Here is a 14,272-nt window from a genome sequence, read left to right as displayed (position 1 = left end):
TTGACTTCTATTCCTTCGTAATCACTTCATCCAGGTTCAGCATGGTATTGGCCGTCACGGTCAAGGCTGCCAGTTGGGGCGAAACCTTCGTACAGTCGAAGCCGGGTCTATCCAGCAAATTTTCGGCTTCCCCCGGCCTCTCCCGATAATGTTGCTCCGTTGTCCGATAAAGCCGAACCAGAACCGCCAGCTTTTTTGAGGGTAGATCGCGCAGCATGACCTGCCGGAAACCGGCCTGGATTTGCCCTTCCGGCGACTTGCCATGGGCAATCATATAGTCGGCCAAATGTTGGGCTGCTTCTACATAGACAGGGTCGTTGAGCGTTACCAGCGCCTGTAATGGCGTATTGGTGCGTAACCGACGAAGCTGGCAAAACTCCCGGCTGGGGCTATCGAATGTTACCATTGACGGGTAAGGAGCCGTGCGTTTCCAGTAGGTGTATAAAGCACGGCGATATCGGTCTTCGCCCGTGCTCTGCTTCCACGTTTCGCCATCGTAGGGTGATTGCCAGATACCATCCGGCTGACTGGGCATCACGCTGGGACCATACATTTTCTGACTCAATAACTTACTTATTGCCAGTGCCTGATCATGCACCGCTTCGGCCGATAAACGAACACGAGGCCCCCGGGCCAGTAGCCTGTTGTAAGGGTCTTTGGCTACCAATTCGGGAGATGCACTGGATTGTTGTCGGTAAGTGGCTGACATGACTATCTTTTTCAACAGTCTCTTCATGCTCCACCGATCGGTTTCCATGAACTCAACGGCTAAGTAATCAAGCAGTTCGCGATGGGTAGGTGGGATTCCCTGCGTACCCATGTCCTCAACGGTTTCAACAATCCCCGTTCCGAATAACTGTTCCCAGAAGCGGTTTACTACAACACGCGCTGTGAGCGGATTAGTCCGGTCTACCAGCCACCGGGCCATCCCAAGCCGGTTTTTAGGTAAACCAGGCGCCATCGCCGGAAACGATTTCGGCACATCAGGTAATACTTTTTTGCCTTTCACCAGCCAGTTTCCCCGTTCGAAAACGTGCGTTTCGCGGGCTAAATCGTCGGTACCGTCAAGCATGATGGGTGTCTGGGGTGCATCGGCGTTCAGAATGTCCAGCAGAAGCTGGTCTTTTTCGCCAATAGCTTCTAAAGGCTGTCCGGGTAGCACGGGCTGAAAGGATACCCACTTTATCTGTACCCAATCTTTAGGCGAAGTCGGGCTGTTCAGGGACAAATAGAGGTTGTGCTTCCCCTGGACCTCTGGCAACGGAATCATTTGAATGGTGTCGTTTCCCTGGCTACCGGTTTTGGGTACAGGAACACGCGCCAAAACCGGTCCATCGAGTTTGTCCTGCCGAATGGTGACGGTGGCGTTAGTGGCTTTTGTCCCCCATGCTATCAACAGCCGGGGCCGCCCGGTGAGGGTTACGTTTTTAATCCGGGTAGACCCCTTATCCTGAAAACCAACGTACTTGGCATCCAGCAACGAAGCATTGACCAGTTGGTCGAAATCGTGCGAATTGATTTTAGGTTCTACCGTTCGAACGAGTTTCGTAACCTGATTCACCGTTTTTTGCGCCTGTTTAGGATTGGCAACCGTCGTTTTAATAAATTGCTGTAAGGAAATGACTTTGAGCGAATCATCAGGTTTATAGAAGCGGAGCGTGGGCGTATCACTCGTCACATCTTCATCACGGGCGTTATTGAAAAACGCCATAAACTTATAATATTCATCATGCGTAAAAGGGTCATAGGGGTGGCTATGGCACTGAATACAGGCGAAGGTTGTCCCCTGCCACACATCCCAGGTGGTGTTTACCCGATCAATGACAGCCGCCACCCGAAATTCTTCATCCTGCGTACCTCCTTCATCGTTGTTCATCGTGTTCCGGTGAAAACCGGTTGCTATGAACTGGTCATCGGTAGGCAGTCCATTGTCGCGGGCTGGTAATAAATCACCGGCCAGTTGCTCCACCGTAAATTTATTGAAGGGCTTGTCATCGTTAAATGCCTTTATCAGCCAGTCACGGTATCGCCATATTTTGCGGCCAGGGTCCCGCTCATACCCTTTTGTGTCGGCATAACGGGCTAAATCAAGCCACATTCCAGCCCATCGTTCGCCATAAGCCGGGGACTTAAGCAAGCGGTCAACTACATTTTCGTAGGCGTCGGGAGAAGTATCATTGATAAAATTAGCGGCTTCCTTTTCTGTGGGGGGAAGACCTGTCAAATCGAGCGATACCCGCCTGATTAGGGTAGCCCGGTCTGCTTCGGGGGAGGGTTTTAAGCCTTCCTGCTCTAGTTTGTCAAGAATAAAGTGGTCAATTTCATTGGTTGCCCAACCGGCTTTACCATGACCAGGAATATAGGTTGTAAAGCGACTCCAAAAGCTTCCCGTGGCAGGAACATCAGGCCTTTCAACGGGTTGATAAGCCCAATGGTCGCCCCATTTGGCCCCCTGGTCAATCCACCGGCGAAGCAGCTCAATTTCATCGGGTTTCAGGGCCGGATGGTCGAGGGGCATTCGTTCATCAGGGTCCGTCAGGGTCAACCGACGAATCATCTCGCTGGCATCGGCATCACCGGGAACAATGGCCAGTTTACCTGATTTTGCGGGAGATAAGGCTTCCTGTTTGAAGAGCAGTGAAAAGCCAGCCGCTTTTTTTACTCCACCATGACAGGTGATGCAATTCTTGTTCAGCAACGGCTTTATCTGGGTATTGTAGTTCACCTGTTTCTCGAAAATGCCGGGAAACGATGATAAGAGCAGGGCAATGCAAACTCCTGCTACGCCAACAAAAAGCCACTGCGATTTCATACGATTAAACGACAACTATCTCCTAAACCTAAAAGCAGGTTAACGGAGTTTTGTACTAATAAAAGTAACGATTGTCGTAAAATTAACGCTTGCTCAGCATAAACTGTTCATAATGAGCGGGGTTCCACCAGGCTTATAAAGCCGTCACTGCACTCTTAAATCAACCTGTGCGGTATCATCCTCCCCATTGGTTGTCCCATTATTGGGCGTAGAATCGGGGTCTGCTTCATTGACGGCGGTCACCTGAGCACTGCAGGTACTGTAGCCAGCGGTGGTAACAGTAGCCCGGAATTGAACCGAAACACTACTGCCAGCCGCCAGGCTGCTTATGCCGCTAACCGGGTTACCTCCCGAAAGGCCAAAGTCATTGCCCGGCACAAACGCCTGACCGGCAGGCAGGTAAGCCGTTACGAATAAGCCCGTCGCGGCCAGGCCACCCTGATTTCTTACGGTGAGCGTGTACGTGACTACATCGTTAGGCCTGGGTGTTCGGGTGTTGATGGCGAGACTAACGCTAACATCCGCCTTGGTAGGGTCGGGAACAGGCTGGTTACCAACTACGGCAGGTAGCGGTACCTGATTAGGGTTAGGCGATACGAACAGCGAATTACCGCTCTGGCGGGTTCGGAAATCTACCTGAGCGGCATCGTCCTGCCCATCGCCTGTACCGGAATTGGGCTGGCTATCACTATCCGTGTTTGTTTCCTGAGCTACCTCAGCGGCATTTTGATAGATGCCCGCTGCCATTGGCTGCGCTACAAAACGCAGAACTTTTGCTTCGCCGACATTGATGGTGATGGCCGAACTGGTCAGCACCCCTTCATTCGCTGAGAAGTCGGCTGAGGAAACAAACGTCAGATTTGGCGGAAGCCGGTCCCGAACGACTACTCCTGTTGCCTGACCGATGCCATCATTCCGAACGGTAAGACTAATAGTAACGGGTGTATTGATATCCGGTATTCGCTGGTCGATAGCCATTGCCAGACTAACATCTGCCTGGTTCGTTATCTGGAAAAGATTGGATGGTACGGCCGGTAGAACGGGCGATGAAGCCACCACCCGAATCTGAAAGCGGCCGCTTTGCAAATTACCGGGCAGCGTGACCTGAATTGGGCTGGTAGCGCCACTCCCCAGAACACTTAAGTACTGCCCTAACGAATCGAGTAACTGCACCTGCCACTGATTGTCGCTATTGAATGAGCCAACCGTAGCAAAGGGCACGGCGAGGGCCGAACCGGGTAAAACGTACTTAGCCAGATTGCCCGTTATGGCAAATTGTGCGGGCGTGATGGGTTGGGTATTCTGAAAAAAAGCATTGTCCAGACTGTTGTTCCAGCTACGGGCTAAAATTGACAAACCCATATCTGGCGGAATAGTATTATTATTCAGGTAGTATTGCGGATTTGGCGAGGGACGGCTACTATTTCGAAAGTGTACATCATTGGAGCCCGCATTGCGAAGCGTAAAATTATCGTTGTTCGGTCCCGGAAAGACGTTTAAACCGGGTGTGTTTATCACCTGATTCTGTTTGTCGATAACGGCCTGACGCGTTACACTTCCGTCGAAAGAGGCTCTGGCTACCATCCAGGGTAAGTTTCGTCCGCCAAAGTCCTGCCGCGATTTTTGAATCACGTTTGTCAGTTGATCCGCGTAGGGAGTAATGCTACTAAAACCGTTGAATTCATATTCGGCTTCACCCTGCTGCCATAATACGGACCGAACTCCGGCCACTGACAGGTAATAGTGCATTACATTTTTGAGATTGGTGTATGGTTGCAAATTAGGCCAGTCTCCAGCCGTACAGTTGTACCGGTTACAGGTGGGCTGACCGTTAGCTGACTTAAACCAGTTTTCTATGGTGGATCCATCCCAGCCCGTCACGTAGAAGGCGACGGGGACATTGTAGCGGGTAACGATATAGTCGCCCAATTCCCCCCATGCCCACGAACTTTCAGCCATCGGAAACACGCGCTTAGTTGCGGTTAAGGCTTCGAAACGGGGTACGGGCGAAGGGTCGCCGGATGAAACGAGTGGAGTATTGCCCGGTGGGTAATAATGGTTTATTGAGTCTATTGCGTTTACCCGGTCGGTGTTGGTCCCCAGGTCATTATCACCAATACCCAGGCCCCGCGAATTTGACTGTCCAGCGGTGACGAATACTTCGCCGATGCCCACTGGCTGAACGGCTGTTTGCTCCACCACCGTATTGTTCAGTAGGGTACGAACCTCCAGTACATACCAGCCTCCAGCGCCGGTAATGGACCCCAGAAAAACGTTGTTGGCTGGATTGACCTGCACCGCTTGCCAGCCCGTAGCCGTCCCCTGACCCGCTGCGACCGGTACCAGTTGGGCCTCTACCCGATCTACCAAACCCGTAAATCGCCCGGATACGTACAACTGCCCGTTTCCGTTAGCACCGCGCTGCATCACAAAGCGGGTTACCGGATGCGAGATCTGGAGCTGGGCAGTGGCCATAACCGGCCAGCAAAGAAGAAGAAAAATCCATTTGATGGAGGTGGACATGAAACAACAAAATACGGTGATGCAGGCAAAAATACGCGGGAAGTTAACTGGAAGTATGAAGGAATAATCATTCCCATGTCCTTTATTGTTTCAACGGTCCTTCCTGACCAGCTATACCTTTCCCTTCAGATACTCAGCCGTGTAATTACCATCCGTTAATTTTACCATCTCTTCCGGTGTACCTGTAAAGGTCACATATCCACCCGTTTCGCCACCTTCGGGGCCGAGGTCGATGATATGGTCGGCGTTTTTGATAACCTCCATATTGTGTTCGATAATAATGACCGAATCACCCTGGTCGACCAGCGCGTTGATGGCGGAGAGCAGCTTACGAATGTCGTGAAAGTGCAGCCCCGTGGTCGGTTCATCGAAAATAAATAGCGTCCCACCTTTGTTCGGGTTACCCTTCCCCAGAAACGAAGCTAGTTTTACCCGCTGAGCTTCCCCACCCGATAAGGTGTTGGCCGACTGTCCCAGGCCTATGTATCCCAGCCCTACATCCTGCAAGGGCTGTAATTTATCCGCCATTTTTGGTTCTACCGGGCGGAAGAAGGCTATTGCTTCATCAACGGTCATATCCAGCACATCCGCGACGTTTTTATCGTGCAGCGTTACTTCCAGTACTTCCTGCTTGAATCGTTTACCGCCACAACCCTCACATTTGAGGTAGATATCGGCCATAAACTGCATTTCGATTTTCACTTCGCCTTCGCCCTGACATACTTCGCAACGGCCACCATCCACGTTGAACGAAAAATGGCTGGGTTTATAGCCTCTTGCTTTTGCTACGGGCTGCTCGGCCATAACCTGACGCAGGTGGTCATACGCTTTAATGTACGTAACCGGATTCGAGCGACTCGATTTTCCAATAGGATTCTGGTCGATCATTTCAATAGCCGAAATCCGGTTGAGCGAGCCTTCCAGCGAGTCATACTTCCCCGCTTCTTCGGCGGCTTCACCCCGGTTTCGCATCAGAGCCGGGTATAACACTTTTCGAATGAGTGTACTCTTCCCCGAACCCGAAACGCCCGTCACCACAGTCAGGGTATTGAGTGGAAACCGGACATCGACATCTTTCAGGTTATTTTCCCGCGCCCCTTTCAGTTCAATGAAATTAGTCCCCTTTCGCCGAAAAGCTGGCACTGGTACCGTTTCTCTTCCAGTCAAAAAATCGAGGGTATGCGATGGGTAGAGTGTTTGATAGGCAGATGAAGGGTCTCCTTCCAGTTTTTCAATGTCGGACCAGGTACCCTGGAAAACAAGGTGGCCACCCAAAGAACCGGCATCGGGTCCAATGTCAATGAGCTGGTCGGCGGAGCGCATAACCTCTTCTTCGTGTTCAACCACAATAACGGTATTGCCCATGTCGCGCAGCGACTCCAGTACACTCACTAACTGTTTGGTATCGCGCGGGTGCAGACCAATACTGGGTTCATCCAGAATATACATTGAGCCAACCAGGGCTGAACCAAGCGATGTCGCCAGTTTAATGCGCTGATATTCACCACCCGATAGTGAGTTTGTGAGTCGGTTGAGGGTTAGGTAACCAAGCCCTACCCGCTCCATATAATCCAGCCGATTTCTGATTTCTACTACTATACGGTTAGCAATCTGCTGTAATTGAGTGGGTAATGCCAAATCGTGGAAGAAAGCCGTGACCTGCGTAATCGGTAGCAGAACCAGGTCGGTGATAGACTTGCCGCCTACTTTTACGTAGCCTGCATCCTTCCGAAGCCTCGACCCCCGGCACTCGGGGCAAGTGGTTTTGCCCCGGTAGCGGGAGAGCATCACCCGGTACTGCACCTTGAACGTCTGACTTTCGACGAAGTTGAAAAATGAATTCAACCCGTCGAAATATTTATTGCCAGTCCAGAGTAAGTTCCGTTCCGCAGTGGTCAGGTCTTTGTATGGGCGATGAATGGGGAAATCGAACCGAATGCCGTTTTTAAGCAGCGGCTTCAGAAACTCCTCGCTCATTTTCTCGCTGCGCCAGGGCGCAATGGCACCCTCAAAAACGGATAAGTTCTTGTCGGGAATGACCAAATCCGGGTCAATGCCCAGTACTTTGCCAAACCCATCGCACCGGCGGCAGGCCCCGTATGGATTGTTGAAGGTGAACAGATTGACACTTGGTTCTTCAAAAACAATACCATCCATCTCAAACCGATCCGAGAAAATACGTGACTCCTTGCCCACAATATCAATTCGGCAGGAGCCCTCGCCTTCGCTAAAAGCTGTTTGTACAGAGTCGGAAAAACGATACTGGTTGTCTTCATCCGGCTGCCCGTTTTCGTCGTACAACACCGTACCCCGGTCCACAAGGATTTCCAGCGAGTAGGGAGAATCGGTATGAACGCCCGTTTTGTCAATCTGGGCACCGTTCGCCAGTACGTCTTCAATCTGAAGTACCTGCCTGCCCGTGGGACCACCATCGGCCACAATACGCGTGTAGCCTTTCTGAAGTAATATATTCAGCTCATACGCCAGCGTCCGCCCTTCCCGAACAAGCAGAGGAGCCATAATCATTACCCGTTGCCCAGCCTCAAAACCATACATAAAGTTGACCACATCGGTAATGGTATCCTTACGTACTTCGTGGCCTGAAACGGGAGAGTAGGTGATTCCTACCCGACCAAAAAGCAATTTCAGGTAGTCGTAAATTTCGGTAGAGGTACCAACCGTAGAACGTGGATTGCGGGTTGATACTTTCTGCTCAATGGCAATGGCTGGCGATACGCCTTTAATGTATTCAACCTCTGGCTTCTCCATGCGCCCCAAAAACTGCCGGGCGTAACTACTGAGACTTTCGACATACATGCGCTGCCCTTCGGCAAACAGGGTATCGAATGCCAGTGATGATTTGCCGGAACCTGACAGGCCCGTGAGCACAACCAGTTTGTTCCGGGGTATAGCAACGTCAATTCCTTTCAGATTATGTACTTTCGCCCCTTTAATAATGATAAACTGCCTGGGGTCTAGATTGTCAACAGAAGGTATTGTACCGGCATGGCCGGTTTCCGTGGTCTGAATCATTCGTTGGTAATGAGGGTAAACTCTATCTGGAATTTAACGGTTTATTCCGGGATATGGTTTCTCAAAAACGATAAGGTTTTAGGGCCTATTCCGTCATCGGACACATGTACTTCACGGCTATGGTATTTGCAGAAGAAGATATTATTCGATTGAGTGCCGCTTTAGTGATAGGTGGTCTTATTGGGGCCGAACGTGAATACCACAGCAAGGCAGCCGGCTTACGCACCATGATTATGATTTGCGTAGGATCGGCCCTGTTTACGATGCTGTCTGACCGTATTGGCGGGTCAGGCGACCGGATTGCGGCCAATATTGTTAACGGTATCGGTTTTTTAGGGGCGGGTATTATCTTTCGGGAGGAGAGCCGGGTTAAAGGGCTGACAACGGCCGCAACGGTTTGGGTCGTATCTGCGTTAGGTATGTGTATAGGGGCCGGTCAATATGAAATTGCCCTCATTGGGTTTGTATTTGTGTTGGGTTCTCTGTTGCTACTGGTTCGGTTGTCCAATCGAATTCAACGGTTGAATCAAACCCGTGACTACAAAATTGTGACGGCTTTTCATAACAAGACCCTGAAACGGTACGAAGAATTCTTTGACGAATGCGGCTTATCGCCAACCCGCAACCAGCAGCAGCGAATTGGTTCGGAAATAATCGGGCATTGGCGCGTCAACGGGTCAGAGAGAAACCATGAAAAATGCATAAAACGTCTGTTGAATGACCCCGATGTAAAAGAATTTACATTTTGATTTCGTTAAGGAGTATACGTTAATTTTCTGTAAAAAAAGACCATGAATTATATTCGAAAGGTGCTGTTTATCACGGCTTTATTGAGCAGTAGTCTGGCGTTTGGACAGCTAACCGAAGATCCCGAAGACCGTCGGGACCAGGGCCGCGATCCACTAAAAACCCAAACTCCCGAAGGGCGTCCGTTACCATTTGGCCAACGACTCCGTTTTGGCGGTGGTATCAATGGATTCCGTTTCGGTAATCCATTCAGTCTGGGTATTTCACCTGTTATTGCTTATCAGGCTACTGAGCGGATGATTATTGGTATTGGTGGTAGTTATACTTATACCAGGTACAAAGGCTACACGAATACGGGGGCCGCTGTTCCTTTACTTACTTATAACCAGTATGGAGGCCGTGGATTCATCATGTACGAATTCATTCCGTCTATTCTGCCTAACCTATACTTGCACGGCGAATTAGAGAGTACAACCGTTCAGCAAACGGACAATCAGTCGGGTCGTACAGCAAGCGATGCGCTGACTTCTCCACTGGTTGGCGTGACCTACTCGCAGCCTATCTCGCGGAGGTTCGGAGTCAACCTAACTGCGCTGTATAATCTGAATTATAATGACAACAGCCTGGCCCGTACCATTTATGGTAGTCCGTTTGTTCTTCGCTTATCGTTCTTTTAGACAAGCTCAGATAAGGGAATACAGGTTGAAAAACATGAGTCATCCCGAATTTTGAGTCCATAAGTGGGTGAAGGCAATTCGGATACGATAAAGCGGTGCTGAGGCTTCTCGGCACCGCTTTCCCGTTCGATGACAACCCAGTCGCAAGGGTAGTTGCTGCCAGTGGCTAAGCTCAGCCCGGAGTAAGGAGAGTAAAAAGGCGTATAACAAAGCGACTATCATCATCAACTTGAGTCGGTTTTGCCAGAACCATAAGCGAGGAGATTCTAAAGCCAGTTCCGATTTAGTATAGCGGAAGGCTGTCTCAATCTGCCACCGACGAGCATAGGCAAACACCATTTGCCAGGCTGATTCCACGGAGTCAATGACCTCGTTAGTGAGTAAATACCAGGGCGTATGCCCCTTGCCAGGGCGCGATACAATCAAATACAGCGGCACATCGGGGTAAGTTGGATGCCGTACCGCCTGGTAGATGATGCCCATTTTTCGATGACACTTGTGGACCGCATCGTAGACTAACCGATGATCGACGGACCGTTTGCCGCGGGTTATCTCCCAAGTCTTTATTGAGTCACCCGCCTGATTAAGGAGATGATAGTGAGTTTGCCATCGAATCAGACCTTTCAGCCTGGCATTCACTAACTTTCCTAGCCAAGCCTGGGAAGCATAGCCTCTATCGAAGACATGTAAGATAGCCTGACCAAACCGTTGACTCAACTCGGTTAAAGTATCTTGAAGTACATCTGCCCGTTGACGAGCGTGTTCACCCCACCTAGTCCACCACTCAAACTGATACAGGCAAGGAGCTCCACTCGCACCCGCCAATAAGATGCCTACCCATTCCAGGCCAGGCACACAAACAGGTTTGCCATCTGGTGGATTGAAATAGCCGGGTCGAATGCGTTTGAGCCGGCGGGCTTTACTACTGCGAACGGCCCCCAGATCATCACTGGTCAGTGTTTCAGGCTTTTCCATTACACTCTCATCCCAGAGAACCAATACGCGTTGCCCTTGCTGATGGAGTTGCTCATAAAAGGTTTGGGCTTTGGCGCGGATGCCTTTCTGAATCAGGGTATGACTCCAATGGGGGCATCTGAGTAGGTTAGAGATTCGTTTGGTGCCCGCTGGGGCTTGACGAGCGGAGAGCAGATGTTCCCCTAATTCACTCAAAAGCAGGCCATTATTTCGGTGTCGGAAGCCTAATAAGGTAATCAGAAGCTGGCTAAAGGTGCGAACCAGGCGGACATCAATCAAGGCCGTTAACTCCAGAACAATGCTTTGAGTGAACGGGGTTAAGCGCTGTTGATAAAAAAGGCCCACCGATTGGGGCCATTCCTGCTCAGAATTTGTTTGTTTTGTAGCAGTACCCATGAGAAAACCTCCTGTTTTGTAGTTTGGCGACCACAAAGTTCAGGAGGTTTTCGCTTTTTTAGTCAGACCCTAAAATTCGGGATGACTCATGTTTTCGTTAAATAGTGGTAAAGGTGCTGTATGCACAAATCCATTCTGCTTTCGGGAAACTCTCCCCCTTCCCTTTTCGTTGTTGTTAAGAATAATCCAACGCTGCGTGACGACAGAAGAAAAGCCTACAACCCGGCAATCCGGCCTTACTGATATAGACCTAACGGGCCATGACCAGATTGAAGTGCTGGGTGCCCGCGAACACAATCTCAAAAACATTGACGTTACCATTCCCCGCAATAAACTGGTGGTGATAACGGGTATTAGCGGTAGCGGAAAATCGTCGCTGGCCTTCGATACAATTTATGCGGAAGGACAACGGCGTTACATGGAGAGTTTCTCGGCCTACGCCCGCTCGTTCATCGGCAATATGGAGCGTCCTGATGTGGACAAAATTAACGGCCTTAGCCCGGTAATTTCTATCGAGCAGAAAACGACGTCAAAAAACCCCCGCTCTACAGTAGGCACGACAACCGAGATATATGACTTCCTGCGCCTGCTCTACGCTCGCTCTGGTGAGGCCTTTTCCTACCTGACAGGCCGTAAAATGGAACGTCAGTCGCAGGACCAGATTATCGATACCATTCTGGAGCAATATGCCGGGCAAAAGCTGACGTTATTGGCTCCGATAATTAAAAGCCGGAAAGGCCATTACCGGGAACTGTTCGTGCAGATTGCTAAAACCGGGTATACAAAAGTTCGGGTAGATGGGGTAGTGCAGGATATTGTACCCAAAATGCAGTTGGACCGCTACAAAATTCACGACATCGAAATCGTGATTGACCGGCTCATACCTAAAACCGAAGACCGGTATCGGTTAAGCCAGTCAGTACAAACAGCGTTGAAGCAGGGAAAAGGGGCAATGCAGATGCTCGATGGTTCAGGGTCGAACGCGACTCCGACACTAATTTACTTTTCTCAAAACCTGATGGACCCCGAATCAGGTATTAGTTATGATGAGCCATCGCCCAATTCGTTTTCGTTCAACTCGCCTTACGGTGCCTGCCCTGTTTGTAACGGGTTGGGCGTTGTAGAAGAGATAACAGAGGAATCGGTTATTCCAGATAAATCCCTGAGTATAAGTCGGGGCGCCATTGCTCCCCTAGGTGAGTACCGGGAACTGTGGATTTTCAAGGAGATTGAGGCCATCCTGAAAAAGTATAAACTCAACCTCACTACGCCCGTCGTTAAATTCCCGGCCGATTTACTGTACGCACTCATGTACGGCACGGAAGAACCATCGGACGGGGCAGTTGCCAAGTCGTCGGAAAAAGCAGCTGCTGACACCTACAGCTTCAAGTTTGAGGGTATTGTTCACTTCCTGAAGCGGCAGCAGGAAAATAGCACGGATAAAATTCAGGAATGGCTGAAAGACTTTATGGTCGTGAAAACCTGTCCTGAATGTGAAGGTGCCCGCCTTAAGAAAGAGTCTCTCTATTTCAAAATCGCCCAGAAAAACATATCCGAACTTGCCCGAATGGACATATCGGAACTGGCCGACTGGTTCAATGAACTGGAAAGTCGCCTGACGGATCGGCAAAATATAATTGCCAAAGAAATCCTGAAAGAAATCCGCAAGCGCATCGGTTTCCTGATGGATATCGGTCTCGACTACCTCACCCTCGACCGCCCTTTGCGGACCTTATCGGGTGGGGAAGCCCAGCGGATTCGGCTAGCGACCCAGATTGGAACGCAGCTTGTAGGAGTCCTGTACATTATGGATGAGCCAAGCATTGGCCTGCACCAGCGCGATAACGTCAAGTTGATTGATTCATTAAAGAACCTGCGTGATTTAGGCAATACGGTTCTGGTGGTTGAGCACGATAAAGACATGATGCTCGAGTCGGACTTTATTCTGGATATTGGTCCCGGAGCGGGTCGGCACGGGGGGCAGTTGGTTGGGATTGGAACACCGGAAGAGTTCATCCGCAACGGCGGTACAACCGCCGATTACTTAAGTGGCCGGCGGGCAATAGACGTACCCGCCGAACGACGAAAAGGCAACGGCAAATTCCTGGTTATAAAGAATGCCACGGGCAATAACCTGAAAAATGTAACGCTAAAACTTCCGCTTGGTCGGATGGTCACTATTACGGGAGTATCGGGTAGCGGTAAATCATCACTCATCCATGAAACCCTATTTCCGGTCCTGAATCGACATTTTTATAAGTCGAAGCGGGAGTCATTGCCGTTCAAAACGGTGGAGGGTCTGGAGTTTTTGGACAAGGTAATTGAGGTGGATCAGTCGCCCATTGGCCGGACGCCCCGCTCGAACCCTGCAACATATACGGGTATGTTTTCGGAAATAAGGGCACTTTTTTCTGAACTTCCCGAAGCCAAAATAAGGGGATATAAACCCGGTCGTTTCTCGTTCAACGTAAAGGGTGGCCGTTGTGAAGACTGTGAGGGCGCGGGCATGAAAAAGATAGAAATGGAATTTCTGCCCGATGTCCATGTATTGTGCGAAACCTGCAAGGGTAAACGATTCAACCGGGAAACGCTGGAGGTGCGCTTCAAAGGAAAATCCATTGCCGATGTGCTGGATATGACCGTTGAGCAGGCACTGGAATTTTTCGCCAGTCAGCCAAAAATTCTGCGTAAAGTGACGACTCTAAACGATGTAGGACTGGGCTATATCACCTTGGGGCAACACGCCACTACGCTGTCTGGCGGAGAAGCGCAGCGGGTGAAACTAGCCGAAGAACTTTCGAAAAAAGACACGGGAAAAACGCTTTATATCCTCGATGAGCCGACCACAGGGCTTCACTTTCAGGACATCGCCCATCTACTCGACGTGTTGAACAAGCTGACCAATAAAGGTAATACGGTCCTTATTATCGAACATAATCTGGATGTGATCAAAGTCTCTGATTACCTCATTGACTTGGGGCCCGAAGGCGGCAATAAAGGCGGATACATTATTGCCGAAGGAACGCCGGAAAAAGTGGCTGGAGTAAAAGGAAGCTATACGGGAAAGTTTTTGAAGGCAGAATTGGAGGGGTAACAATACGTAAATACC

Annotated in this window: 7 protein-coding genes; 3 read left to right on the top strand and 4 right to left on the bottom strand. The window is 50.2% G+C overall.

Annotation, left to right across the window (positions count from 1 at the left end; translation table 11 throughout):
• Window positions 1-7: 7 nt before the first annotated feature.
• The 3 genes from B156_RS0106265 to uvrA (B156_RS0106255) all read right to left on the bottom strand — a co-directional run bounded on the left by B156_RS0106265 (window position 8) and on the right by uvrA (B156_RS0106255) (window position 8,368).
• Window positions 8-2,812 carry a DUF1553 domain-containing protein gene (locus B156_RS0106265; RefSeq protein WP_018618806.1) on the bottom strand — a complete coding sequence of 935 codons (2,805 nt, stop codon included), beginning with the start codon at window positions 2,810-2,812 and terminating at the stop codon, window positions 8-10.
• A 144-nt stretch (window positions 2,813-2,956) separates the two neighbouring features.
• Window positions 2,957-5,335: a DUF11 domain-containing protein gene (locus B156_RS0106260; protein ID WP_026260640.1), complete on the bottom strand. Its 2,379-nt coding sequence runs from the start codon at window positions 5,333-5,335 to the stop codon at window positions 2,957-2,959.
• A gap of 111 nt (window positions 5,336-5,446) precedes the next feature.
• Window positions 5,447-8,368 (bottom strand): excinuclease ABC subunit UvrA, encoded by a 2,922-nt coding sequence (gene uvrA, locus B156_RS0106255; RefSeq protein ID WP_018618804.1) that lies wholly within the window; start codon window positions 8,366-8,368, stop codon window positions 5,447-5,449.
• A gap of 119 nt (window positions 8,369-8,487) precedes the next feature.
• Between uvrA (B156_RS0106255) and B156_RS0106250 the strand changes: the two genes are divergently transcribed.
• Entirely contained in the window at window positions 8,488-9,117 is a 630-nt protein-coding gene (locus tag B156_RS0106250) for an MgtC/SapB family protein (protein WP_026260639.1), read from the top strand.
• 42 nt (window positions 9,118-9,159) lie between these two features.
• On the top strand, window positions 9,160-9,792 hold the full coding sequence (locus B156_RS0106245; RefSeq protein ID WP_018618802.1) for a hypothetical protein: 633 nt from the start codon (window positions 9,160-9,162) through the stop codon (window positions 9,790-9,792).
• 39 nt (window positions 9,793-9,831) lie between these two features.
• On the opposite strand, the gene B156_RS28850 is transcribed toward B156_RS0106245, so the two are convergent.
• Window positions 9,832-11,163, bottom strand: coding sequence for a transposase (locus tag B156_RS28850; RefSeq protein WP_018618801.1), 1,332 nt, complete (start codon window positions 11,161-11,163; stop codon window positions 9,832-9,834).
• A 196-nt stretch (window positions 11,164-11,359) separates the two neighbouring features.
• Between B156_RS28850 and uvrA (B156_RS0106235) the strand changes: the two genes are divergently transcribed.
• Window positions 11,360-14,257, top strand: coding sequence for an excinuclease ABC subunit UvrA (uvrA, locus tag B156_RS0106235; protein ID WP_018618800.1), 2,898 nt, complete (start codon window positions 11,360-11,362; stop codon window positions 14,255-14,257).
• Window positions 14,258-14,272 lie beyond the last annotated feature (15 nt).

The sequence above is a fragment of the Spirosoma luteum DSM 19990 genome (assembly GCF_000374065.1).
Taxonomy (GTDB): Bacteria; Bacteroidota; Bacteroidia; order Cytophagales; family Spirosomataceae; genus Spirosoma; species Spirosoma luteum.
The sequence above is the reverse complement of the archived record's forward strand: the minus strand, read 5'-3'. Positions and strand labels throughout refer to the sequence as shown.